The organism is Streptomyces sp. NPDC090445 (genome assembly GCF_044769385.1).
Lineage (GTDB): Bacteria > Actinomycetota > Actinomycetes > Streptomycetales > Streptomycetaceae > Streptomyces.
Window position 1 is genome coordinate 319,752 of record NZ_JBIVXV010000001.1, and the last position, 24,177, is coordinate 343,928.

The 24,177-nt window shown below is 69.5% G+C and carries 24 protein-coding genes and 2 pseudogenes; 11 read left to right on the top strand and 15 right to left on the bottom strand.

Annotation, left to right across the window (positions count from 1 at the left end):
• The first annotated feature begins 99 nt into the window (after positions 1-99).
• From ACIQUT_RS01435 to ACIQUT_RS01455, 5 genes and pseudogenes are all read left to right on the top strand, one after another.
• The gene (locus ACIQUT_RS01435; protein WP_403558014.1) at positions 100-1,128 is read left to right on the top strand and encodes a saccharopine dehydrogenase family protein; all 1,029 of its coding nucleotides are present in this window, start codon (positions 100-102) and stop codon (positions 1,126-1,128) included.
• A gap of 216 nt (positions 1,129-1,344) precedes the next feature.
• Entirely contained in the window at positions 1,345-1,749 is a 405-nt protein-coding gene (locus ACIQUT_RS01440; protein WP_403558016.1) for a hypothetical protein, read from the top strand.
• Positions 1,750-1,924: 175 nt separating this feature from the next.
• Positions 1,925-2,356: a DUF6223 family protein gene (locus ACIQUT_RS01445; protein ID WP_403558017.1), complete on the top strand. Its 432-nt coding sequence runs from the start codon at positions 1,925-1,927 to the stop codon at positions 2,354-2,356.
• A gap of 256 nt (positions 2,357-2,612) precedes the next feature.
• Positions 2,613-3,167, top strand: a complete 555-nt coding sequence (locus ACIQUT_RS01450; protein WP_403558019.1) for a flavoprotein — start codon at positions 2,613-2,615, stop codon at positions 3,165-3,167.
• A 53-nt stretch (positions 3,168-3,220) separates the two neighbouring features.
• Positions 3,221-3,635, top strand: a pseudogene (locus tag ACIQUT_RS01455) (NUDIX hydrolase).
• A gap of 69 nt (positions 3,636-3,704) precedes the next feature.
• Here ACIQUT_RS01455 and ACIQUT_RS01460 read toward each other — a convergent pair.
• The 5 genes and pseudogenes from ACIQUT_RS01460 to ACIQUT_RS01480 form a co-directional block, all read right to left on the bottom strand.
• A pseudogene (locus tag ACIQUT_RS01460) lies at positions 3,705-3,890 on the bottom strand (CorA family divalent cation transporter); the annotation flags it as partial.
• A 586-nt stretch (positions 3,891-4,476) separates the two neighbouring features.
• Entirely contained in the window at positions 4,477-6,123 is a 1,647-nt protein-coding gene (locus ACIQUT_RS01465; RefSeq protein WP_403558020.1) for a hypothetical protein, read from the bottom strand.
• Between the two features lie 331 nt (positions 6,124-6,454).
• Positions 6,455-7,879, bottom strand: a complete 1,425-nt coding sequence (locus tag ACIQUT_RS01470) for a hypothetical protein (protein ID WP_403558021.1) — start codon at positions 7,877-7,879, stop codon at positions 6,455-6,457.
• Positions 7,876-8,484 (bottom strand): hypothetical protein, encoded by a 609-nt coding sequence (locus tag ACIQUT_RS01475; RefSeq protein WP_362057544.1) that lies wholly within the window; start codon positions 8,482-8,484, stop codon positions 7,876-7,878. The genes ACIQUT_RS01470 and ACIQUT_RS01475 overlap by 4 nt, the downstream gene beginning before the upstream one ends.
• Positions 8,485-8,706: 222 nt before the next feature.
• Positions 8,707-9,771 (bottom strand): serine hydrolase domain-containing protein, encoded by a 1,065-nt coding sequence (locus tag ACIQUT_RS01480; RefSeq protein ID WP_403558023.1) that lies wholly within the window; start codon positions 9,769-9,771, stop codon positions 8,707-8,709.
• A gap of 237 nt (positions 9,772-10,008) precedes the next feature.
• Here ACIQUT_RS01480 and ACIQUT_RS01485 point away from each other — a divergent pair, with 237 nt between their 5' ends.
• Positions 10,009-10,995, top strand: a complete 987-nt coding sequence (locus ACIQUT_RS01485; RefSeq protein WP_403558025.1) for a phosphotransferase — start codon at positions 10,009-10,011, stop codon at positions 10,993-10,995.
• Here ACIQUT_RS01485 and ACIQUT_RS01490 read toward each other — a convergent pair.
• The 7 genes from ACIQUT_RS01490 to ACIQUT_RS01520 all read right to left on the bottom strand — a co-directional run bounded on the left by ACIQUT_RS01490 (position 10,992) and on the right by ACIQUT_RS01520 (position 16,657).
• Positions 10,992-12,077 (bottom strand): glycosyltransferase, encoded by a 1,086-nt coding sequence (locus ACIQUT_RS01490; RefSeq protein WP_403558027.1) that lies wholly within the window; start codon positions 12,075-12,077, stop codon positions 10,992-10,994. The two genes, ACIQUT_RS01485 and ACIQUT_RS01490, sit on opposite strands and share 4 nt — an antisense overlap.
• Positions 12,074-12,688, bottom strand: a complete 615-nt coding sequence (locus ACIQUT_RS01495; protein WP_403558029.1) for a hypothetical protein — start codon at positions 12,686-12,688, stop codon at positions 12,074-12,076. The genes ACIQUT_RS01490 and ACIQUT_RS01495 overlap by 4 nt, the downstream gene beginning before the upstream one ends.
• The gene (locus ACIQUT_RS01500) at positions 12,688-13,563 is read right to left on the bottom strand and encodes a PIG-L deacetylase family protein (protein WP_403558031.1); all 876 of its coding nucleotides are present in this window, start codon (positions 13,561-13,563) and stop codon (positions 12,688-12,690) included. Before ACIQUT_RS01500 ends, ACIQUT_RS01495 begins: the two co-directional genes overlap by 1 nt.
• Positions 13,564-13,577: 14 nt before the next feature.
• Complete coding sequence (locus ACIQUT_RS01505; protein ID WP_403558033.1) at positions 13,578-14,309, bottom strand: glycosyltransferase; 732 nt, start codon at positions 14,307-14,309, stop codon at positions 13,578-13,580.
• Positions 14,306-15,214: a phosphotransferase gene (locus tag ACIQUT_RS01510; RefSeq protein WP_403558035.1), complete on the bottom strand. Its 909-nt coding sequence runs from the start codon at positions 15,212-15,214 to the stop codon at positions 14,306-14,308. Before ACIQUT_RS01510 ends, ACIQUT_RS01505 begins: the two co-directional genes overlap by 4 nt.
• Positions 15,211-16,071 carry a glycosyltransferase gene (locus ACIQUT_RS01515; RefSeq protein WP_403558037.1) on the bottom strand — a complete coding sequence of 287 codons (861 nt, stop codon included), beginning with the start codon at positions 16,069-16,071 and terminating at the stop codon, positions 15,211-15,213. The genes ACIQUT_RS01510 and ACIQUT_RS01515 overlap by 4 nt, the downstream gene beginning before the upstream one ends.
• A 193-nt stretch (positions 16,072-16,264) precedes the next feature.
• Positions 16,265-16,657, bottom strand: a complete 393-nt coding sequence (locus ACIQUT_RS01520; RefSeq protein WP_403558039.1) for a hypothetical protein — start codon at positions 16,655-16,657, stop codon at positions 16,265-16,267.
• A gap of 166 nt (positions 16,658-16,823) precedes the next feature.
• On the opposite strand from ACIQUT_RS01520, the gene ACIQUT_RS01525 reads away from it, so the two are divergent.
• Both ACIQUT_RS01525 and ACIQUT_RS01530 read left to right on the top strand, forming a co-directional pair.
• Positions 16,824-18,098, top strand: a complete 1,275-nt coding sequence (locus ACIQUT_RS01525) for a Tat pathway signal protein (protein ID WP_403558040.1) — start codon at positions 16,824-16,826, stop codon at positions 18,096-18,098.
• A 23-nt stretch (positions 18,099-18,121) separates the two neighbouring features.
• Positions 18,122-18,670, top strand: a complete 549-nt coding sequence (locus ACIQUT_RS01530) for a GNAT family N-acetyltransferase (protein ID WP_403558042.1) — start codon at positions 18,122-18,124, stop codon at positions 18,668-18,670.
• A gap of 572 nt (positions 18,671-19,242) precedes the next feature.
• Here the strand turns inward: ACIQUT_RS01530 and ACIQUT_RS01535 are convergent.
• The 3 genes from ACIQUT_RS01535 to ACIQUT_RS01545 form a co-directional block, all read right to left on the bottom strand.
• Entirely contained in the window at positions 19,243-20,106 is an 864-nt protein-coding gene (locus ACIQUT_RS01535) for a DUF2637 domain-containing protein (RefSeq protein ID WP_403558043.1), read from the bottom strand.
• Positions 20,107-20,135: 29 nt separating this feature from the next.
• On the bottom strand, positions 20,136-20,759 hold the full coding sequence (locus tag ACIQUT_RS01540) for an ATP-binding protein (protein ID WP_403558045.1): 624 nt from the start codon (positions 20,757-20,759) through the stop codon (positions 20,136-20,138).
• 71 nt (positions 20,760-20,830) lie between these two features.
• Entirely contained in the window at positions 20,831-21,724 is an 894-nt protein-coding gene (locus ACIQUT_RS01545) for a hypothetical protein (protein ID WP_403559265.1), read from the bottom strand.
• Positions 21,725-21,975: 251 nt separating this feature from the next.
• Here ACIQUT_RS01545 and ACIQUT_RS01550 point away from each other — a divergent pair, with 251 nt between their 5' ends.
• From ACIQUT_RS01550 to ACIQUT_RS01560, 3 genes are all read left to right on the top strand, one after another.
• Positions 21,976-22,260 (top strand): helix-turn-helix domain-containing protein, encoded by a 285-nt coding sequence (locus ACIQUT_RS01550; RefSeq protein ID WP_403559268.1) that lies wholly within the window; start codon positions 21,976-21,978, stop codon positions 22,258-22,260.
• Positions 22,261-22,380: 120 nt separating this feature from the next.
• Entirely contained in the window at positions 22,381-22,698 is a 318-nt protein-coding gene (locus ACIQUT_RS01555; protein WP_359238761.1) for a helix-turn-helix domain-containing protein, read from the top strand.
• Positions 22,699-22,743: 45 nt separating this feature from the next.
• The gene (locus tag ACIQUT_RS01560; RefSeq protein ID WP_403558047.1) at positions 22,744-23,991 is read left to right on the top strand and encodes a tyrosine-type recombinase/integrase; all 1,248 of its coding nucleotides are present in this window, start codon (positions 22,744-22,746) and stop codon (positions 23,989-23,991) included.
• Positions 23,992-24,177 lie beyond the last annotated feature (186 nt).

The window sequence follows — 24,177 nt, forward strand, 5'->3', positions numbered from 1 at the left end:
CACTCGTGTGAAGGGTTCCTCCGCGCCAGGATCTTCATGACGGAGCGCGGCGGATCACACGGAGCCGCGGCGCAGCACTCGGCGTGGAGGAGCGGGTTCATGGGATCGGGTCAGCAGGTGGCGGTGTTCGGCGCGTACGGGCACACCGGTCGGTTCGTGGTGACGGAGCTGGTGGAGCGGGGTTTCGCCCCCGTGCTGTCCGGCCGCGACACCGGCAAGCTGAAGGCGCTGGCGGACGGGACCGGTCTGGAGGCCCGCCCGGCGACGGCGGACGACCCGGACTCGCTCGACCGCGCGCTGGCCGGCACGGCCGCCGTCATCAACTGCGCCGGGCCCTTCGCCTCGACGACCGCCCCCGTGATCGAAGCGGCCCTGCGGGCCGGGATCCCGTACCTGGACGTGGCTGCCGAACTGGAGGCCAACATCGACACCTTCGCCCACTTCGCCGACCGGGCACGGGACGCCGGTGCGGTCGTCGTCCCCGCGATGGCCTTCTTCGGCGGCCTCGGCGACCTGCTGGCCACCGCCGCCATGGGCGACTGGAACGAGGCCGACGAGGCGCACATCGCCTACGGCCTGAGCAGCTGGCACCCCACCGCGGGGACGCGGCTCTCGGGCGCGGTCTCCCGGGAGCGGCGCGGTGAGCGACGCCTGCGCTACACCGGCGGCCAGTGGGAGTACCGCACCGACGCCCCGCCCACCCTCGAATGGCGCTTCCCGCAGCCGATGGGCACCCAGCCCGTGATCGGGGAGTTCACGATGGCCGACGTGGTGACCGTGCCCAGCCATCTCTCCGTCCCCGAGGTCACGACATACATGACGGCCAACGCCGTCCAGGACATCGCGGCCCCCGGCACGCCGGCGCCGACCGCCGCCGACGAGAGCGGCCGATCCGACCAGACCTTCGTCGTCGACGCGGTCGTACGGCTCGGCGGCGTCGAGCGCCGCGCGGTCGCCCATGGTCAGGACATCTACGCTGTCACGGCCCCCCTCGTCGTCGAAGCCCTCGAACGCGTCCTCACCGACCGCACCCGCACCGTCGGTGTCGCCGCCGCGGGCGAGATCTTCGACGCCCTCGACTTCCTGCGCGCCCTCACCCCGCACGTCACCCTCGAACTGCTCCCATAGCGACCGCCCCGAGCCCCGTCCCACGAACTGTGTGACCTGCGCCACAGCCTGTCACAACGCCGGATCACGCGGTGTCTTGAGACCGAACACCTGGAGACCGAACACCTTGAGACCGGCCACCTTGAGGCCGAACACCTGGAGACATCACCCCGAGCCGACGCCGACGACACCCCACAAACATCCCATCACCGCACACGACCGGAGAGGCCCCACACCATGACCAGACAGACGACCGCAGCGCCGCGCGGCGCCACCTTCCTCAAGACCGCGATAGCCCTGCAGACCCTGGCCCTCTTCTTCCAGGCATCCACCGCAGGCCTGCTGCTGACCTCGCCCCGCGGCTATGTGGTGCACGACTACGGATCGAAGGTGATGTACGCGGCCGCCATGCTGTACGTCCTCGCCACCGTCCTCGCCTGGCGCCCGGGCGGCGGATCCCCGCGCCCCATCCTGCACTCCACCGGCTTCCTCCTCCTCGCCTCGGCCCAGGTCGCACTCGGCGTCGCGCACGTGGCCTCGCTGCACGTCCCCCTGGGCGTGGTGATGTGCGCCCTCAGCACCCTGGCCCTGGTCCGGTCACTGCCCCCACGCTCGCTGCTGCGCCCGGCCGCCCGTTCCTAGCCGCCCGGTGAACCGCGGCACAGGCGAACCCGACGGTCACGACCGACATCTCGGCGCCGCCCGGCTGCCCGTCCCGCACGCCCCGTAGGGCCTCGAAACGTCACCGCAGGCGCCACCCGCACGGCGAGCGTCCGTTCAGAACCTTCAGAACCCTCTCGGAAGACAGGACCCGATCATGTCCGTTCGACCCGCGCTCTCCCTTGCCGCCGCCATCCTGATCGGCACTCTCACGCTCGCCGAACCGGCTGCCGCCGCCGACGCCTCGGCCCAGCCGGTCGCCGCAGACCTCTACACCGTGAGCGCCGGCCGGATCGGAGCCATCCTGTCGGCGCTGCTCGGCCTCCTCGGCTCGGTGTGCGGCGCCCTCGCGCTGGCCCGCACCGCCGGCCGGGGACGCGTCGTCACCTGGGCCCGGCAGAACGGAGCGGTCACCGCCCTCGTGGCGGGACCGGTCGCCGTGGCCGTCGGCGGCACGGTCGCAGCCACCGCCGAGGGCGGCCTCGGCACCGGAAACGGACTCGGCGGAGCCTACGTCGCCATCCTCCTGGGCCTGACCGCCACCACCCTCGGCGGCCTGGCCCGCACCCGCACCCACCGAACCCACTGACCCATACCGTCAGCCACGCGGCGGGCCTGTAGCGGACCCCAGTCGTCTCGCACGCCTCCGCGTACACCGCCAGCGCGTCGATGCCGGATGCGCAGGACGCTCCCCGGCCTGATCACCGACCTGCGCCATGCCTTGTGCAACTCACCCCGGCCCGAGGAAGTGTCCCGCTTCCTCGCCACGGCGATACGGCCGCGTGGGACCGCCGTCGTACGCTGCCGGAGCTCCACCACTTCAGCCGCCGACTGGGAGTCCCCGCGTGACCGAGCCGCAGTCCAGGCCCTTCCTGTACGTCGTTGTGTGCGCTGCCGGGATCGCCGGCGACGTCGGCAGGCTGATCACCGCAGCGCAGGAACGGGGCTGGGAGGTCGGGGTCATCGCCACGCCACAGGGTCTCGAGTTCCTCGACACCCGGGCGATCGAGGACCAGACCGGCTACCCGGTTCGGTCAGGGTGGCGCTCGCCCGGCGAGGCACGGACCTACCCGCGGGCCGACGCCATCGCGGTCGCGCCGGCCACGTTCAACACGGTCAACAAGTGGGCCGCAGGCTTCGCCGACAACCTCGCGCTCGGCATCCTCTGCGAAGCCCTCGGCATGGGCGTCCCCACGGTCCTGCTGCCCTACGTGAACACCGCGCTCGCCGCCCACCGAGCCTACCGGCGCAGCATCGACGAGCTCCGGGAGATGAGCGTGCTGATCGGCAGCTACGAGCCGCACCGTCCGAAGTCCGGCGGCGGGGCCGACCGCTTTCCTTGGGAGGAGGCGGTGGATCTGCTCGCCCCGTGCGTCAATGCCGAGGCCGAGCCGCGGTGAACGTGCGGGCATTGCCTCTCGTGGCAGCCAACCACCCAACCTGGAGGAGCAACGTGGCGCAACAGAACGCTGAGGGTCGACCGGTCACCGCTGCAGCCATCGTGGTGCGCGAAGGCCGCGTGCTCATGGTGCGGCGCCGGGTCAGCGAGGGGCGGCTCTCCTGGCAGTTTCCGGCTGGTGAGGTCGAGCCCGGCGAAGCCCGGGAGGAGGCCGCCGTACGGGAGGTCCAGGAGGAGACCGGCCTCACCGTGGAGGCGGTGAAGCCTCTGGGGGAGCGGGTCCACCCTGCCACCGGTCGGCTCGTGGTCCTACACCGCCTGTGAGGTGGTCGGCGGCCACGCGCACGTCGCGGACACCGACGAGCTGGACGAGCTCGTCTGGGTTGCCCACGCCGAGATCCCGCAGTACGTCCCGTACGGCCTGTTCGAGCCGGTGCAAGAACACCTCGACGCGGTCCTGGCACGCTGACGGCGGTCGACTGCCGACGGACGGGTAGCTCGCCTGCTGCGACGTCGATCAATGGATCGGAGCCACTGCCTACAGCCAGTCCCGCTTCTTGAAGATGACGTACAGGCTCGTGCAGACCACCGCCATCAGCAGGATTGCGAAGGGGTAGCCTGCCGCCCAGCGCAGTTCCGGCATGGTTTCGAAGTTCATGCCGTAGATCGTTCCCACCAGCGTGGGGGCGAAGAGGATGGCGGCCCAGGCGGAGATCTTCTTGAAGTCGTCACCCTCACGCCGCTGACCTGCGGAAATCGACGGGGAAGTCGCTCTGACCTGCGGCGATCTGTCTTTCGGGCCCTTTCTCTGTGCTGCCCGTTGATGCGGCCGATCCTCCCCAGCTGCTCCCCAACTGGGTTCCATTCTCCCCAGATTCTCCCCAGCCTCGCTGCCTCTGAAGACGGAACGCCGCTGGCCGGGACCGTATCCGAGTGGCATGGCAGGCTCCGCGACGTAGAGACAAGTGCGGGGGTGACCCACCGATCGTCGGGAAGGACAGCGCGGGTGCCGGCCTCAGGTGTAAGACCGTAGAGGTATCCGGTAGGCGGTGCTCGACTTGATGTCGATGGCTTACTACGTGGAGTGCGTCGCGATCCTTGAACTGGTAACCCACGACGTCTGACCGGCAGGTTTGTGGTGTGTTGTCCGAGCGGCGACAGCGGCAACGAAGGCGGCGAACGCCTGGAGGCCGCTGTATCGCCCGGCACCATCCACATGCGTGACAACAAGACACACGTGCACGTGCCCAATTGGCCTTTGGCACCTTGTAGTGGCTGCGTTCGTGAACGGTGCCGTCACGCGCTGATGGTCAGGTCTGCGTGTTGTCCGGGTGCGGGCCGATGTATCCCACGTACACGAACCCCGTGCCTGGGCTGTCGTCGTGGAAGTACAGCCGGGGTGACACGGTGTTGCCTCCGCCGATGCGCAGGTGGGCTTGCATGAACAGCTTGCCCTCCCTGGCGACCGTCTTCGGCACGGGGAATGTCCGCTGGCGACGCCAGTCCGCGTTGTTGCCGACCGTCTCCGACTCCTTCATCTTCACCTTGCCGGACGGGAAGGGATGCTCGCAGTCGTCTGGCAGGTTGTCGCACCAGTGGCGGAAGTCGCCGCCAGCGGCGCCTGAGGCGGACGCGGCGGCGTAGCCGTTCAGGGCGTGCAGGGCGTCCCAGGCAACGGTCACCCAGTTGCCGATGCACTGCGCGTCGAGTTCCTTGGTCTTCTTCACGTTCCCGGTGAACTGTAGGCGGGGGAACTCGTCCATGCGGTTCAGGATCTCGGAGAACGTACCGGGCTGGTCGGCTGGCTTGGGAGCAGGGGTGTGGGCGAGGGCATGGAGGCCGGCCTCTTCGAGCTGCTTCTGCAGGAAACGGCTCTTGCGCTGGGCGTCCTGGAGATTGCCGTAGAGCTGGTCGTTCTCGACGATCTGCTCGAAGTCCCGGTCCTCCGCCTGCTTGAGCCGTCGCCGGAACTCTCGGATCTCCTCGACCCGGGATTCTTCCTGCTGCTCTGCGTCCTTGAGTAGCCCCTCGGCGGTCCTGAGCTCCTTGCGGAGTCCTTCGAGGCTGGTGCCGTCGGCGGCCGGGCGCGGACGGGTGCGCTGGACCGGGAGAGTGTCCAGCGGTTCAGGCAGAGGATGGCTCAGAGCCAGCCGCTGGGGCAGGGAGGCGAGGATCGCCGCCGCGCGGTTGAAGTTCGCCTCGATGGTAGTCCGAGACATCACTGGGTGGCGCTGGGCGTCGGGCTGCCACGCCGGGTCGACGCCGGGGAGGTAAGTGCGGATACCGCCGCCGAAAACGGGGTGGAAGTCGAGGGCGGTGTTGAAGGCGAGTTGGGCTTCTGGCCTGAGGACGTACATGACGGCGAGGCCGGGGAGGTGCCGGAAGACAGGCTCGACGACCCTTTCTGTCCAGGCTTCGACGTCCTGCCCGTAGGGCACGCTGGCCACGACGATCGGGAGCCTGCGTTCTTGGTCGCAGAGTTCCTCGATCACCTCCTCGATGTCGTCCGGCTCGATGAACTTCGGGATCTTGCCAACGTCTGCGAGACCATCCTGGGTGGGGAGGGCGTCGAGCAGCAGTTTGGCTATGCCAGGGGTGTTTGCCCGGATGTACGGCCGGCCTGGGGCGGGCTGATGCTCGATGTCGACTTGGAGCCAGGTGCGGCGGGCATCTTTGCGGCTACCGGAGCGGACGACGAGCGTGGACTGCCAAGTACCATCCGTTTCGTTGCGGGTCTCACGCAGTCGCCAGCGTGAGTACGAGCCGTGTCTGCCCGCGGCGGCGTCGTGGTCGAGGGTCACGCCCTCGGCTATCTCGTTGCGGCCCTCGTCGAGCGCGGACGCATCGTACCGCTTCATGACGGCCAGCCAGTGGTGCAGTTGGCGGTCGGCCTCTGCGGAGACGGTGACGAAGTCTTGCTCGGTTGAGACGACCATGCGGTAGTTGCGGGGTTCCATGGGTGGCTGCCTGTGTGGTGTTGGGGTGGGTGGAGATGGCGGGTGTGCCGGGATGCCCATCTTGGTATTGCAGGTGGGTAGTGGGCCGGACGGGTTGGCTGGGTTCGGGCGACGACGGGTAGTCGGGGACTCCCTGTGGACGTAGGCTGCTGCGCTATTCGAGAAGGCCAAGATGTAGATACGAGCCGCGATAGCGGGCCGAAGGAGGAGCCCCGTCCTCCGTGAGACGGGGCTCGTCGATCTACCGGATGGTCAGGGTCGTAGCGGCCAGGCGCCTAAGGAACATGGGCTGACCCCAGGTCCAGCGTGAGGAAGGTCGCCGCTGCAGGTGCTATGAGTCAAACAGGGAGGGTTGGTTCCAAGGCGCGGCAACTGGCTGTCCCTGCGGCCCAAGGAGAGCAGCTAGAAATTCAGCCTCTGGGTTGGTGAGTTCGCAGAGGAGCCTGGCCGCTGTACCGATGAGCTCATCGAGTGGGACCTGGCTACGGGCGCCTCGTGCGCTGGCCAAAAGTTGGGTGAAGCTGCAACGCAGCACCGCTCCTGAAGGGGTGCGTGCGTCAGCCTCGAAAACGGCTTCGGACTGTCCGAGCGCTTCGCTGATGCCGGCGAGCTGCTCGTCATGGACGACGTTGTCGCCAGGGCCGTCATATCCGATGCGTCTATCGGTGACCAGCATCCTGATCGACGTCAACGGGATAGAGAAGCGATCTGCACGGGTACGTACGTCTTCCAGGCTTGGCTCGTCGAAGGTATCTGAGGCGTCGAGGTCTTTTCGCGTTTGTGCGACATAGGTACGGAAGCGTGGCGTCTGTAGCAACAGGTGGCCTCGCTCGACTGCCCAGCGCCATGGTCCGATAGGCGCACTTGCTGTAGTGCCGCGCGCGATCACGCACACGTGGCTTTGCCAACGCTCGACGGCACATCGCATGAGGTGTTGAAGGTTGTCCGGGTCGCGGATAGGCGTGCGCAAGAGCAGGGGGAGGCTAACCATCGGAAGTAGCCTCTGCCAGAAATCTGGGTCCGGAATCTCTTCGCTACCTAGGAGGTAGGCCAGAGTCGATTCGTCCAATCGGCCGGATCGCCGCAATGGGCCGGGGAAACTTGAAAGAGTCGAACCTCCACCCTGCCACAGTGCGGCCATGAAGGCCGTCATTCGATCCGCTACTTGAGGGACCATCTGAGCCGAGACAGCCTCGACGGCAATGCGTGTGCCATTGGGGTCTCCGTCACGGGCAGCACCAACACCGGTTGCAACTGCGTTGGTGAACTGCGTGGTTGCCGGTGCATTCATTGCGCCCCGGCCCCCCTCGATGATTGAACTGGAGATCAGCCGCGGAACGCTGGGTGTGTCGTGGGCTGGTGTCAGCTCGCCGAAGGCCGGCGTGTCCAGGAGTAGGGCTTGATGCTCAGAGGCGGTCGGCTGAAGTGCGTCGGTCGCCTGCGTGGCCTCTAGCTCACCCAGCGAGAGGATCAGCGGCCGGTCCTTCGTCTGGAGTCGTGTGATGTCCTCCCGCAGTTCCGCCGGGTTGGCCGTAGTGCGGAGATACACGTACCGATCTGTGGTGCGGGCTGCTTGAGGCCACCGGATCACCATGTCAGGGGCGTAGGTGTGGTTAAAGAAGCCAGTCGTGATGACCTCCGCCCGCGGATCCATTCTCCGCAGCTGATGACCCACGATTTCTTTGACCCTGGCGAACGGTTGGCTCTGCTCCGTCTCGTCGAGCGCAGCCATGATCGCCTGTGATGTCTCGTTCACCACTGCTCTCCCTTTCGGATCAGTTCGGCAGCCACGATGGCTTCCCAGTCCTTGAGGGGGACCAGCGTCTCCTGCTTCTCGGACAGCACGATTAGCCACAGTCGTTTCGCAACAGTCTCGACTACCTGCTGGTTGATCGCGGCCTTTGCTTCCGCCCGATCGCTCGTCCCAAAGACACGCGCATGGTGGATGAGTACCGCATCCTCGACATGCCTTGGCGAGTGCAGCTGAGTCCAGGTGTTAGCGCGGAAGGGTGACCATGTGATCCACATCAGGTGATCGCTGAGGAGGTGACCCGTCTGGCAAGCCACGTAGCACTTGGCGACGAACTCATCGAACTGCGTTCCCTGGTCGCTGGGTTGTTGGTAGTTCTTCACCTCAGCGCAGAACATGTCCCCGTGGTACGGGGCCCCTCGCATCGCGCCACCCAGATCGAAGGAGAAGGTCTGCCCACCGTGGGGCCATGCCAGGGTCAGCCGCCGGGCACACGACGGCGAGTCGGTGTTCGCATACGCGCCCGAGATCCGCATCGTGCCTTCGAGCCACATCTTCGCCCGGCGAGCCCCAGAGAATCCCTTGAGGTGGGCGTCTTCCCCCACAGCCACAGCGATCAGGGTAGGGCACAACGACAACGCCCGCTATGAGAAGGAGCATTGGGCGAGATCGGATTCTCGTCCGGTGGCGCCAACGGACTGGATGGGTCGGCGAGTGCAGGCAGTGCTAGCTTGGGCGATCCTGATCACGATGGTGGCTCGCAGCAACGTCTGGGCGCGCATTACTTCCGCATCCTCGACCCTTCAAGTCGGGCCCCCGAGGCCTCGGCGGTGCTACGAACGTGTGGTGATCTGCCGAGCTGGCGCAAGGAACGCGGCTTCGCGAAAAGCGTTGCGGACTTCCGTCAAGGGTTCCCGAGCGCGGTTGAAGCGGAGCTTGTTGGTGAGGAGGGCGGCCCAGCGGCCCTGGGCTGGGCTGATCCACATGCCCGTGCCGGTGAAGCCGTAGTGGACCCAGACGTCCTCGGTGGGGTCGGTGCCGGGGGCTGGGTGCCAGAAGAGGCCGCGGGCGGGTGTGAGGGCGCCGGTGTGGATGCGGAGGGAGTCCTTGATCCAGGTGGCGCCGAATGCGGCCCGGGTGGGGGCGAGCATGTGGCGGAGGAAGAGGGTGAGGTCGTCCAAGACGGAGAAGGTGCCGGCGATGCCGCAGACGCCGCCGAGGAGGCGGGCGGAGAAGTCGTGGGCGGTGCCCTTGAGGTGGGTGCCGGTGGTGTCGTCGTACTCGGTGGGCGCGCAGCGGGCCGCCTCGGCGGCGGGGAGGGGGCCGAAGCGGGTGTGCGTCATGCCCAGGGGGTGCCAGACGCGGGCGGTGGCGAGCCGGTCCAGGGGCTGGCCCGACAGGCGCTCGGCGAGGTAGCCGAGGATCAGGGCGGCCCGGTCGGTGTACTCGACGGCTTTGCCCGGTGGGCGGTGGAGGGCTTCGTGGAGGACGCCGTCGCGGATGTCCTGTGGGTCCGTGCCGTAGAGGTTCTTCAGGTTGGCGCGCAGGGGCAAGCCCGCGGTGTGGGTCAGGAGGTGGTGGGCCGTGGCCCGGGCCAGGGGGTGGCCGGCGACCTCGTCCCAGAAGGTGTCCAGAGGGGCGTGGAGGTCGAGCTTGCCCTGTTCGGTGAGCGTGCCGATCGTGGACCAGACGGCGAGGATCTTAGCGAGGCTGGCCACGTCGAAGACGGTGTCCAGCCGCATCGGTTCGTCGGGCCGGTCGGGATCGAGGAGGCCGACGGCTCCGCTCGCGCGGATGCCGTCGGCGTCACCGACCGCCCACACCGCGCCGGGATAGACCTCCTCGCGAACGCCGGTCTGCAGGAGGTCTTCGATTCGGGCGGTGGAGGGCGTCGTCATGGTCTCCCGATCGTCGTACGGCCGCGGGTGGTCCGTCGGTCAGGGTAGTGAGGCCGCCAGGACTGTTTCGGCTCCGCCACGGGCGGAGTCAGGCGAGCTGGTGGCGGAAGCGATCTCGGCTCGCCTCTCCCTCCGACTCTCAGTGGGGATCTGGGTGACGAATTCGGGTGCGCGATTCGGCGTCGGCGTACCGTGCTGGGGGTGACGGATACGACTCGAGAAGATGCTCTGACGGCAGTGCTGCCTAGCCTGTCCGACACGTTCGGGCTGGGCGCGGTGAGTGATCGGCGGTTCCTCGCCCACGGCCTGATGAACCAGAACTGGCGGCTTGTGACCGCTGCTGGAGTGTTCGCGCTCAAGGAGATCACCGACGTTCCTCTGCCGAAGGTCCGCAGGAACCTTGCGGTCCTCCTGGACTTGGCTCGCGAGGGCATCCCCGTGCCGGCGCCGCTGAGCGCGGCCAACGGTGACCTCGTGGCGGAAGTCGGTGGTCACGGCTACTGCGTCCTGCCGTGGGTCGACGGCGAGCACCTTCGAGGGACGGATCTCCCGCTCGACCAGGTGCGCGATCTCGGTGCTCTGCTGGGCCGCCTCCACGAGGGCTTGCGGCGGCACGGTCCCGGCCCAGTCCCGGAGCAGGAGCCGGTGGCGAAGGTCCGCGATGTGACCGAGGCCGACCGCGCGGCTGCTGCCCTCCTGAGCCGCTTGCCGTCCGCTCCGGTGACGGACTTCGACAAGGCCGCCGCCGAGGCCCTGCACGACCGGCGCCGCCTCCTCGCGCGGTACGCCGATGCCCGGCCGGAAGGCGAGGTGCCGGCCGGGCCCTACGGGTGGACGCACGGCGATTTCCAGTACCGCAACCTGCTGCGTCGCGACGGCCGGGTGGTGGCGGTCCTGGACTGGGACCGGCTCGGTGTTCGTCCGTACGGGGAGGAGGTCGCGCGGACCGCGCAGGTGCAGTTCGGGGTCGGTGGTGCCTTCGACCTCGACCGTGTTGCCGCGTTCTGCTCCGGATACCGGTCCGTGATCGATCTGTCCGAGGGCGACCTCGCCGACGCGGTGAAGCGGCTGTGGTGGAAGCGGCTGACCGACTTCTGGCAGCTGGAGTTCTACCTCGACCGCCAAGACCCCGCCTTCGGCGAGATGTTCCTGACGGACGAGGCACTGCTGAACTGGTGGACCGACCGCGCCGACGAGGTGCAGGCCGCCTACGCGGCCCGCTAGCTGGCGCCTGCTGCCGCCGGGATGAGCCCGGCGGCAGCCAGCTCGGGCAGGCACGGCCGGACCAGCGGCGCTGCCCCGGCGAGGGCCTTCGTGCCGAGGCCGGTCCGGTCGGCCGACTTGATCGCCTGCAGCCAGCCGTCCACCTCGTCGGGGTGGAGGATCACTCCGCCGTCCCCGACCGCCTCGGGAATGCCGCCGCGGGACGAGCCGATCGTGGGGACGCCGTGGAGCCCGGCTTCCACGATCACCCGGGGGAAGGCGTCCTCGACCTGGGAGGGCACGAGCAGCAGGTCGTTCGCGGCGTAGATCGGGCCCATGGCGTAGGTGCGGGGCACCCAGTGGACGTTCGGGTACGCGGTGAACTCGCTAGCTGTGTCCCACCAGCCCTCGACGAGGGTGAACCGGAGGGCGGGCAAGCGGCGGATCAGCTGGTGCAGGAGGGCCGCGCCCTTGGCGGGGATGGGATTCACCATCAGCACGCCGCCGAGGATGCGACTGGCTGCGCCGCGCCCCGCGGCGAGGAGGGGCTCGGCGCCTTCGGCTGGCGCGAACGGCGGGTAGAAGACGACTACCTTCGTGTCGGCGTGGGCCTGGGCCCGTCGGGCGACGAACTCCGATGTGGCGAGGACGACGTGCGGTCGGCCGTGGAGGACGCCCATGCTGTTGGCCGAGACCGAGTGCAGCCAACCGGCGACCCGCGAGGACCGGCGGGCAAGCGAGGCCAGGTCGGCCGCCCGTTCCTGCGAGGTCACCACCAGATCCGGCCGGGCCTCGGCCAGGAGGCCCTTCAACGTCGCTTCCACCCTGTCCTGCGGCACGGCTCGGCACGAGACGCCGTTCCACCGGTAGCGGACCTCCCCGCCAGCCTCCTCCCACACGGTTCCGTGGGCCCGGAGGTGGGCGCGCAGGTGGCCGATTTGGGCGGACCCGTTCCAGGGGGCCTCATGGCTGCCGAGGTAGACGACACGCCAGCCGGCCCGGACGAACTCTTCCGCCAGGAGCTGCTGGGAGACCTCCGCGCCCCCGATCAGTAGCGGTGGCGGGGTCCGCCGCCATACGAACACCACCGTCGGGCCGGTCACTGGACACCCGCCCAGTACGTGAAGAGGGCTTGCACGACAGCAGCTGTCTCCTGCCGGTCGCCGTCCCCGGAGGCGATGGCCAACTCCGCAGTCGCCGGGCGGTGGGCCGGGCGGCAGAAATAGTCGCGGAAGTGCGTGAGGAAGGCGGGGTCGTGGAGGAAGTAGTCCGGCTCGGCCTCGTGGTGTCCGGCCGCCTTGCGCCGCAGGTGTAAGAGCTCGGGCGTCACGTCCAGGTACAGGGTGCGGTCCGGCCTCAGGTGCGGCATCTCCTCGGCCCGGCGGGTCAGTTCGGGCAGGACGTTGAAGCCGTAGATCTCGTCCATGGCGTGGGCGTGGGCGAGGAGGGTGTCGACGGTCCGGTCCAGGACGACCAGCCCGCCGTGGCGGCGAGCTGCGTCCACGCGGTTGCCCTCGATCTCCATGAACGTCATGAACGCCTCCACCTGCTCGTCTGCCGACCGGGTGGAGGGGGTGGGGATGTCCTCGCGGCGCGCGAACGACTTCACGTAGCAGGAGAAGAACAGCGCGTCCTGCATCGCCGGCACCCGGCGCAGCCGCCCCAGGGCGGAGGTCTTGCCCCCGTACGAGGGGCCTTCCAGGCCGAGGATCATCACGATCCCCCGAGTCGGTAGAAGCGTTCCGCGAACTGGCCCTGCGGACGGCCGTCCGGGTCGGGCAGCAAGTTGGCGGCGACGGTGTGGGCGTGCCGGATCGGCCGGTACATCTTCCGCGCGGGGTGCATCTGCGAGCCGTGCATGTGCAGCAGGGTGACCTTGTCCAGGACGGTGGCCGTGATGTCCTCCAGCTCCGGTTCGAAGACATCGCGTACCCGCTGCCGGAACAGCTGCCGGTCGCATCCGGACAATCCGTACGTGGACCAGAAGGCGGCGTCTTCCCAGAACCAACGGCAGCCGAGGCGGCGCGCCGCCTCGTGGACGGCGAGGTGGTCCGGGTGGCGAGTGACGGCGGCCGGGGCGAGCAGCTCTGCGTCGTCCATCCCGTCCAGCACCTCGGCGAGTTCGGAGGCGATCCGGTCCACCTGGGCGGGCTCGGGTGCCCGATAGGGCTTCTCGGCGTCCTTGTGCCCGAGCCCGACCCGGGCCGCCCCCAGGGGCAACAGGGACTGGGCGGCTTCGCGGTCGCGGAGTCCGGAGACCGTCTCCACGCTGTTGTAGGTGTTTTCGAGGGAGGGATGGACGCTGCGGGAGCGGGTGAAGACGGTGACCACGGTCAGCGGCCGTGGACGGGCGAGGAAGGTTCCGGAGGCGGACAGGACGAAGTCGTCGTGGTGGGGTTCGATGACGACCACCGGCCGCCCGGACGGCTTGCGCGGCTCGATCCAGTACGGCGCGAGGGTCAGCGGCGCCGTCAGCGTCATGATCTCCTTTGCCCCGGTGAGGGAGTCCATCCAGGCCCGGTGCGCGGTCAGGAGGTCGGTGGGGAAGGTGTAGATGCCGTCGGCGTCCGGCAGGGGAAGACGGGTCACCTGGGGTTCTCCGATCATCGGACGGTGGTGGCGTACCAGTTGCGCCAGAAGCGGGGCGAGGTCAGGCCGAGCCGGACGACCACGGGGTTCTGCCACCAGAGCATCCGGGCCGTGGACCAGGCGTCGTAGCGGCGGGTGGAGGGCCGCACGCGGAGGTCTTCGAGGACCGTGACCGGCCCGCCCGTGCGGCGGCCGTAGGTGGTCAGGCGGGCGAAGAACTCCATGTCCTCGCTCATGAAGTAGTCGGGGCGGTAGCCGCGTACTGCCTTGAAGGCGTCCCGGGTGCAGAACTGGTTGACGCCTTGGGCGCCCCCGTGGCGGGCGCGGTGATGGTCCCAGTAGGCGCAGAGCAGACGGGCCCCGAACCGGGCGGGGGTGTAGAGCGGGGGGATCGCCCCGCCGACGGCCCCGGCGTCCATTGCGGCAACGGCGGCCGTGATCCCCTCCAGCGGCAGGGCCACGTCTGCGTCGACGAAGAACAGCATCCGCCCCTCGGCCTCGCGGGCTCCGGTGTTCCGGGCCAGGCCGATGCTGCGGACCAGCTCCGTCACCACCCTGGCCCCCAGCTCCTTCGCGACGGCCGCGGTGTCGTCGGTGGAGGCGTTGTCCACCACGATCACCTCTCCCGCGAGGCCGGAGAGGGCTTCCCAGGCCCGGAGGGAAGCGAAGACCGTGGGCAGGTAGCGGGGCAGGTACTCGGCCTCGTTGTAGGCGGGGATGATCACCGACAGATCGGGGTCGGTCACAGCACGGTCCTTCCTGATTGCGGAGACAGGGCAAGGTGCAGGCGGGCCGCCCAGGCGCCGCGGTCGCGGCCCTCCCGGTGGGCGGCGTAGGTCCAGCCGCGTACGGCCTGGAAGGCTACGAAGGCGTCCAGGAGCCGGGTGTCGACGGGCCGTCCGTAGGCAGCGGCCACGAACAACCGGTCGGACGGCTCCAGGGCGTCGCAGGTCACGAGGGTCTGGGCGAGGTCGTACTCGGGGACCTCCACGGTCGCGGCCTCGAAGTCCACGAGGCAGTCGGGGAGGCGGGGCCGGCCGTGTTCGCCGACGGTGAGGCGTCGGTCGCCTCCGCAGATCACGTTCTCCAGGTGGAGGTCTCCGTGGCACCACACGAGTCGTTCCAGGCGTGCCCCGGCCGCGATGACCTCCAAGGCGGGAGCGAGCCGGACGAAGACCTGCTTGGGGCAGTGGGCGGCCAGAGCGCTGACCTGCTGGCCGATGCCTGGCGCCAGGGGGACCCCGGCCGGGGCCTTGACGCTATGGAAGGCAGTCATCAGCAGGGCGAGCTTCAGCAGTGCCGCCGGACGCGGCATCTGCCCGGCTCGGACGGCATCCCCCAAGGTGCTCGTTCCGGCATCGGTGGTGACCAGGGCAGAGACGGTCAGGCCGGGAACCGGCCCGTACCCGATCACGGTCGGCACCCGCACCCGCCCGGCGGCGGTGACGGCGGCCAGGAGGCGGGCCTCGTCGACAGCGCCGTGGGTGCCGTCGACCGCGAACAGCTTGACCACCACCGGGCGGCCGTCGGCGAGCCGGACCCGGTAGACGGCCGTCTTCGGCCCGCTGCGGACCCGGACCGTCTCGGCCGGAGCCGACCCGGCCAGTTCCGTGCAGGCCCTCTCTACTGCCAGGACCGTGCCGTCGGTCACCGTGCACCTGCCCCAGCCAGGTGCCGCAGCGTGCGGTGCATCTGCTGCCGGTAGGCACGCACGTCTTCCGTGCCGGGGCACGAGCGCATCCACGGTTTCTGGCCCCCGACGAAGTGCACCACGTGCCCGTCCCGGTGGGTGACCGGGCGGCGGAGGACCCGGCGGACCCAGTCTCCCCGCTGGAGAAACCGGTCCACCTCGAACCGGTTGAACATTGGCCCGACCGGGTGCGCGGCCTCGGAGGACAGCAGCCAAAGGTTCAGGGCGCACTGGTCGTTGTGCTTGATGTACTGCCGCCCGCGGACCAGGGCCCGCTGGACCCCGGCCCGCATGGGGGCGAGCATCGGGGCGGGTACCCACAGCATCCCGGCGTTGAAGTAGGCCCGCCCGACCAGGTGGGGCCAGCGCCCGGCGACGCCGGGCAGGGCTGGGCACTGGCCGACGGCCGGGTTGAACTCGTCCTGCACGGCGCCGATCCGGTCCGCCGGCAGTCCGTCCAGAGGCGTGGAGAGGTCGGCGCGTACGTGGACGTCGGCGTCCACGTAGATCAGGAAGGGCCGGTCGAGGAAGCCCGGGGTGAATCCGAACCTCAGGTAGGTGGCGACCGAGATGTAGGCGGTGTCCGCCATGACGCTCTCGGGAGGAGGGGTCTGCCAGCGCAGGTCGAAGGAGCCGAACCCGCAGCGGCGGGCGAAGAACTCCATTACCGCAGCCTGCCCCGGGGACAGGCCATTGGTCAGTACCCGTACCGCGCTCTCGCGGCGGTCGGCCACCGGCAGGTGGTCGGCGACCGAGCCGAGCGTGACCAGGGCGGGTAGCAGGTAGCGGGCATCGACGCACATGCCGATCGCGTACACGCGGGTGCCTCCAGGGCGAGGTTGGACGGGGCTGGCCGACAGGGCCGGGGCATAGTGGCCGGCTCCTCGCCCGTATCCGGGGGAGCCGACCCGCCTCACCGGTGTCGGCGAGGTGCTGCGGTCACCTGCTGCGGCCGGGCAGGTGTAGGGCTTCCGGCGCCGACGCCCCAGGCAGGCCGGCGCCGGAGGCGGTTCAGACAAGCCGCAGGAGGTCCGTGTTCCGGGCGAGGTGGGCCACCGACTTGGCCAGCAGCCGCAGCGCTATCGCCGGATCGCTCCCGCAGTCCCGGGCGACCTTGCGGGCGAACCGCACGGTGCTGGCCGCGATGTCCTTCTCCCGGCTCTCCGGCCCCAGGTCCGCGTACCGTTCGGCGGGCAGCGCGAGGGTATGGATGCGCCCGCGCAGCCGCTCCCGCAGCCGTACGGCCGCCTCCCCAGCCGGGTGGTGGTCGGCGAGGGTGAGGGCGGCCTCGACGTCCCCGGCGACGGCGGCAGCCGCGGAAGCGATCACGGTCTTCTGGTTGGCGGAGGTGACCGTGGGCACCTCCGCCGGGGCTGCCGCCATTTCGTGCGCGAGTACGGTCACGATTCCGCTCCCATCCGCCTGCTGCCGGTTCGGCTGTGCGGACAAGTAACCAGTATGCGAGCCGTGTTGGACATGACGAATCCGCTCGCAGCTACTCGCGTGACCACTGACGAAAAGTCCCGACCTGCGCTACCTCGGATGGCGGCCCCGCCTCTACCGTGACTGCATGGTGCGGAAGCGGAACGCGGAATTAGAGACCTGGATGAAGGCACACGGGCTCAGTGCCGGCGCTCTTGCCGAGCAGGTCAACGACGCGATGGCGGACCTCACCGGCCACCGCGGCGCCGTCACCGAACGGACGGTCTACCGGTGGCTGTCGGGAGAGAACCGCTCACCCCAGGACCGCCAGTGGCAGGCCCTGGAGGCCGTTTCCGGGCTTCCGGGGACCGACCTGGGGTTCGTGCCCCGTGCCCGCCCCCGCCCCGCAACGCCCTCAGCACGACTGGAGGACCCTGTGCTTGGCCGTCGAAGCTTCATCTCCGTAGCCACCGGCGCCGCCGTCGCCGTGTCCACCGGCACCGCGAGCGCAGCCACCCGACCCACCGTCGGACACTCCGACGTCGACCGCCTGCGCGTCCTCCTGGCCGAACTGTGGCTCCTGGACGACCAGAACGGCGGCGGCCCCGTTTTGGAGAAGCGCGCCGCCGACCTCGCCGCCCGTACGATCAGCCTCCAGCAGCACGGCTCCGCCAGCCAGCGCGTCCGCTCCCGCCTCTATGGCGTCGCCGCGTCCTTCACGGCCTTCGCCATGTTCTCCGCCATCGATGCCCGCCGGCTGGGGGAGGCCCAGCGCTACCTGGAGCAGTCCGTCACGCTCGCGGGACTTTCCGGAGACGGTCAGGTCCAGCACCAGACTTGGCGGTACGCCGCCATGCTCGCCGGACAGCGCGGCCGGTACGCCGACGCCCTTGCCGCGGCCGAAGCCTGCACGGGCACCCGGGCGCACCGCGCCGACCCCCTCTACGCCTCGCTGACCCACTCCCGCATCGCCCTGACCGCCGCCAGCCTCGGTGACAAGACCAGGGCCCTCCGGGCCCTGGACCGGGCCCACGGTGCCTACGACCGAGCCGATCCCGCCGAGGCCCGTCCGTCCTCCGTCGCCTTCTACACCCGGGGTGAGCTCCACGGCCTGACCGGCATCACCCACTACCGGCTCGGCGAGGCGGAGAAGGCCGAGTTTCATGCCCACCGGTGCATCGCCGACCTCCGCGACGACCAGCACCGCAACCGCGCCTACTACCTCTCCCAAGCGGCCCTCGCGCAGGTCGCGCAGGGCGACGTCGAGCAGTCCGTTGCCACCGCCACCCGCGTCATCGCCCCGACCGGCGCCGACGCCGGCCGGGTCCCCCACCTCCTGGGCAGCTTCACCTCCGCACTCAACCAGGCGGCCCCCAAGGCCGCCGTCACCCGCCAGTGGAACGACCGCACCCGCACTGCCTGAACCCGCACGCGACAAGGAGCACCATGCCCACCCCGGAGATCACCCTCCACCGCTACGGCACCGACCAGCTGCCCACCATCCGCCCCACCCTGGTCGGCGTGTACGCCGAGGTGTACGAGAAGGAGATCGGCGAGGACCCGTTCTTCTCCGTCGACCGCTTCGAGGGTCGTCTCACCGGCCACTCCTCCCGCCCGTCCTGGGAGGCCGTGGTCGCCTACGACGGTGGCGAGGCTGCCGGCTACGCCTACGCCGCGGCCCTGCCCCACAACACCGGCTGGTGGGCCCACATGCTCCAGCCGCTTCCCGAGGCGGATACGACCGAGGACGGCACTCGAACCCTCGCCCTCTTCGAGATCATGGTCCGGGCTCCCTGGAGGGGCACGGGCCTAGCGCACCGGATCCACGAGGAACTGCTGGCCAGCCGCACTGAGGAGCGCGTCACGCTGCTCGTCGAGCCCGGACACCCGAAGGTGAAGGCCCTCTACGAGAGGTGGGGGTACCAGCACATCGGTGACCAGCAGCCGTTCCCCGACGCCCCGGTGTACACCACCATGCTCCGCGCGCTCAGGTGACGGCGGTACGTCTGCAGGGCGATCCTGAGGCCGGGGACCGCCTTGTGGGTCGCTCGGGCGAGGAAGCTGGCGACGCCGACGATCGACGGCCCTGGCGGCGGTCGCGACGAGCGCGTGCTCGTAGTCGTGCAGACAGACGCTGCATGCTTTGGAGCGCTGGTCGTCTCTGTGGTGCGTCGTCGTGTACGCGCTTTGGCGGGGCAGCGGAGGTGACGCGGCTTCGCACGCAGGCTGCTGCTCATCCCTCGGCTGCGATCCGTCGTCGGTCGCTGCTTGGCGGACCGGTGCCCCCTGGCTCCGGTCCGCTCCCGCCACTCCAGGGGCGGGAGCGGCCGAGACGCTCTCCCCTGACGGGGAAGAGCGTCTTGGCCGATAACTTGCTCCGTCTGGAGCTTGGGTAGGCGTCGCCTGCTTGGAGGTTGTGGGGATGCGTGGCAGTGGGTTCGTCCTGTAAGAGCGTGCCTCCTGTTGGTCGGGCTGGAACGGCTTCGGCGTTGAGGGAATGGGGCGGACGAACGCCAGCTCGCCCCGCGACGGATGCGCGGGGGAGCAATGTGACTTTCGGACGAGGCCTACGCGGCGTCCGCTCGGCCGCTGTTGAGTGCATCCTGGACCTTCCGGGTGATCTTGTTCCGGCGGTCCCTGCCGATGGGGAGGCCGCGAGCGCGGACAGCCGTCTCGATGTGGCGGCTTGACGCGCGTCCATCGCGTCCGAGCGGGGCGGTGAGGGCGATGGTGAAGAGCTCGTCGTCGGTGGCGGCGGGCTTGCGACCGGTGCGCTTCTTCGGCGGGACGTGGGCTTCCGCCACTTGGTCGGCCTCTTCCGCCACATCGGCGGATGCGCCCTGTACGGCGTCAGCCGGAGTGGGGCGGTCACCCTCCCAGCCCTCAAACCTTTCCGGGTCCGGACGCGGCGCTGTGGCGGATTGCGCGCGGGGACGATTCAGGTCTGCGGGATGCACTGTGGTCTCTCCTGCCGGAAGGCAATGGTGGCGGGAGTCGTCGGAGGCGACGTGGCGGTGGATCTGCCGCATGAGGACGCCGAAGGCGAAGAGCGCGGCTGCTGGTGGGACAGCGGCGACGACGTAGTCGAGGGCCGGGGCCGGGACGCCGTTGGTGCTGCTGACGCCGGCGACGTTGAGGGCGATGGAGCCCAGTGATCCGGCAGCGGTGAGGGCGATCGCCCACCCGTCGGTTTCCCGGCGGAGGCTGGCGCGGAGCATGAGCACTTCCCCGGCGACGATGAAGGCATCGAGCGTTGCCGGCCACGCCCACTGGCGGGCTGGGGAAGCGCTGAGGCCGTGCTGCCCCGCGACTTCGGCGAGATGGGCGTAGGAAAGCCAGAATCCTGCTGTGGTGAGCGCGACGATGACGCAGCCTGCGACGGCCAGGGCGCACCGCTCGGCCGTCTGCGTGCGGTGGGAGGTGGTGGTCAAGCGGTTGGTGCTCCCAAGGGTTGGCGTGTTCAAGCGCTAAGGAAGGTGCGGCGGCGGTCGGCGCCGTCGAGGATGACCCGGTGGGTCATCTCGGAGAGGCGGGAAGCGACGCGGTCGCCGAGGGCGGTGCGGAGCTGGGGGATGGGAAGGTTGGTCGTGAGCAGGGTGGGGCGCAGGTACTCGTACCGGTGGTTGATCAGCCGGTAGGTCAGCTCCTCCGTCCACTCGCTGCCCTTGGCGGCGCCAAGGTCGTCCAGGAGCAACAGCGGGCAGCGGGCCAGGGTGTGCAGCTCACGTTCCGCGTCGAGCCCTGGGCGCGGCCTCAGGCGGGCGTACAGGTCGGCGGCTGCGACCGCCTCCCAGCGAAGGCGGACGCTGGCAGCGAGCAGGGCACGTACGGCCCCGTAGGCCTGGTGGGTCTTGCCGGTGCCGGTGGGACCTGCGATCAGCAGCGACGGGCCCTCTGCGATGCCCCGCGTCCCGCTCGGGCCGGGGCGCCCGGCACGCGTGATCTCGTCCACCCAGGCGGTGACTTGGGGGTGATCGGCGCGGGCGTGCCGGTATCGCGGAGGGATCCGGGCGTCGGCCAGTTCCAGTGCGCTGACAGGCTCAGGCGTGGGCTCCGGTTCCTCCGAGCCGATGACGGGGTCCATGCCCCGGCGGGCCAGGATGCCCGCCACGGCCCGGACGGCCTGACCGGACGGCTGGGGCAGGGTGGTGGCGGTCAGAGCGCACCCCCGTAGGCAGCGGCGACGTCGGTGGGGTTGGTCCAGGGACGGTGGGTGACGGCGGTCGTGGGCACCCCCGCGTTCATGACCTCGTGCACGACACTGGCCAGGGTCTTCGGGTGAAGGCCCTTGGTCCGCTGGCGGTCCAGACCGGCTCGTACGTGGGCGGGGTCGATGCCCTCGGCGAGGAGCTTGGCGGCTTCTCGTCCGAGCTGCCCGAGCACGCTCGTGGGCGGACGGTGTTCGCAGGCCGCGACGTACTCGGTGACGAGGTCCTTCGCCGAGACGGTCTGGGGCGCGGGGGCGCTCGCGCCCCCCAACGGGGTAGTTCCTAGCTCCCTGTTCCTAGGTCCTAGATCCGGACGCTGAGGGCTCACGTCAGGCTCCGTGAGCCCTTCCTCAACCGGCTGTGAGGACTCACTGAACGGCCCTTGACCTGCAGATTCTCGGCTCACGGCAGGCTCCCTGTCTGCTGCCTGACCCGTCCTGGAGGCCTCCGTGACGGCTCCGTGCACCGGCAGTGAGGGCTCACGCGGGACGCCGAGGTCGTGGTGCGGGCAGGACGGGATCCTGCTGATGCTGGGGCGGTTGATCTTCTGGTGGAGGGCGAAGGCGACGACGTGCAGGTACTGCCTTCCGTCCTCGCCTTCGTAGCGGCAGATCAGGCCGGCCGCGTCGAGCTGCGTCAGATCCTCCTCGACCTCCACCGGGCCGTGTTCGCGGCGTAGCGACCACAGCTGCCCGGCGATGACGGCGGCCTGGTCGCGGATGCGGCCCTTGTCGTCGGCTTGGGTGAGCAGGCCGAAGAAGGTCCGCTCGGCGCTCAGGGACACGGCCGCCAGGGACTCGGAGGCGAAGGCCTCGGGCTTGATGGTGCGGATACGGGCGATGGAGATCGACCGCCTTTCGAAATCGGGGCAGGGAACCGGCGGGGCCGGGGTGCGTGGACAACACAGCCACACCCCGAGTCCAGAAGTCCAGACTTGGCTCAAGCGGCCGTGAAAGGTTTTCCGGTCGCATGACCGTAAACCCGAAACGCCGGTCGGCGAAATCACCCACGATATTCACCGGCAGCACGGATCGCTCACAGCAGACGGGGAATGCCTTCCCGAACATCCGGCGGGCAAGCTACAACACACCAATGCCGCCACGCCCTCTCGAAATCGGACCCGCCGGACGCGCCGCCGCCCACGCCATCGAACTCACCCGCGTGGCCCGTGGCTACTCCCAGCGCCAGCTCGCCGCCCGGGTCACCGCACTCGGTCGCCCCATGACCTTCACCGCGCTCTCCCGCATCGAACGCACGGTCCGACGTTGCGACATCGACGACCTCATCGCCATCGCTGCCGCCCTCGGAACCCCTCCGCAGATCTTGCTGGCGACGGTGCCGATCCGCCCGGCTCGGGCCGGGGTGGGCGGAATATAGCCGACGATCCCCGGTTTCCGAAACCGGGGATTCTCCGGACCATGGGTGGTCCTGGACGTCTTCGTCACCCATGGGTGGCAGGGCGCTTTCATTCCCTTCTTCAGCCTTAAGGATTCTCGCTTGTCTTCTATCGACCCGCTCTCCTCCGTCAGCGCTGCCACATTCCGTCACCGTCCGGCCATTGGTCGCGCGTTTCTTGGGGTGCATGACGCGGCTGAATATCTCGGCATTTCACCCAAGACGCTTTACGTCTGGCGTCACCGGCGCCAGGGGCCCCCGAGCTTCCGCATGGGTGCCCGCGGGCGAGTGACGTACCGGATCGATGCGCTCGATGCCTGGATACGGGAGCAGGAGCAGGCGGATTCCCGATCCAACCCCGCCCTCAACCCCGTGAGCGCCGCACCGCAGCGGCGCGCCGCCTACTTGGCAACCGTCTGACACCTCCCGGCCGCCCCTCCCGACCCCCTACCTGCAAGGAAACACTTGGCCGGCTACATCGAAGACCGCTGGATCAACAAGAAGAAGGACCCCGTCACCGGCAAGCGCGAGCGCACCGCCCGGTACGGAAAGGGGAGTCGCTACCGGGTCGCGGGCATCCCAGGGGTCCGGGGCATGTCGTTCGACACCCTGGAGGACGCCAAGGCGTGGCTCCGGAGGGCGGGCACCGACAGCGAGCGGGGCGAATTCGTCGACCCGCGCGACGGCTCCATCGCCCTCGCCGACTACGTCACGCGCCACTGGCAGGCGGGCGTACGGGGCGCACCGGGCACGGTCAAGCGGGTCGACGAGCGCGTGCGCCTCCACGTCCTTCCGCACATCGGCGAGGTGGCGCTGCGGGACGTCTCCGCGTCCGTCCTGCGCGGCTACATCGCCACGCTCGAAGGCGAGTGCGCACCGCGCTACGCCCGGCAGATCCTCACCACCCTCTCGAACGTCTTCGAGACGGCGATCGACGACAAGCGCCTGGTCCGCAACCCGATGCGCGCCAAGTCGGTGCGCTGGCCCAAGGCTCCCGACGACCAGCGGGAGGCGTGGCTGCTGGAGACCGCACAGCGGGTGCGGGACGTCATCAACCAGCGGTACCGGATCGCTGTCGTCGTCGCTCTCGGGTGTGGGCTGCGCCAGGGGGAGGTCTTCGGGCTGTCGCCGGCGGACGTCGACTTCGAGCGCGGCCTCATCCGCGTCCGTCGACAGGTCCAGCTCCTATACGGGCGCCTGTACTTCACCCTTCCCAAGGGCGGGAAGACCCGCGTCGTCGACATGCCGCCTTCGGTGGCCGGCGAGCTGCGCGCACACTTCCTGCGGCATCCGGCTGTCGAGGTCGAGCTGCCCTGGGGTGGCCCCGAAGCCGATCGGGAGAAGCGCTCCTTCCCGCTGGTCCTCGCCACGACCTACGGCAACGCGATCCGCGCCAACATCTTCAACGACGAGGTGTGGAAGCCCGCCCTCGCGAAGGCCGGAGTGATCCCCATGCGGGAGAAGGGCCAGCGCTGGAAGGCATCCCGCAAGGACGGCTTCCACGTCCTCCGGCACACCTACGCCTCCGTGATCCTCGAGGCGGGCGAGTCCGTGGTCACCCTCGCCCGGTGGCTCGGTCACTCCAGCCCGACCATCACCCTCGACCACTACGCCCACTTCATGCCCGAGGCGGGCGGCAAGGGCCGTGCGGCAGTCGATGCGCTGCTCGGAGAGGCCCCTCAGTACGTCCCAGACGACCTTGCCCTTGCCTGAGAACGGGTGGCACAGCACATGCTGTGCCACCCGTTCTCGTTGGTGAGTTGGGATTGGTTATCCCCGGCCCAACAGAAACCCGTGCGACGGTCTGCGTCAGACTGGTGTTCCATTCTGCAGAGCAACGCTGGAGCGCATAAGCCGACCCCCGGCCATGCTCTTCCTCGACCGGAGATTGACACTCTG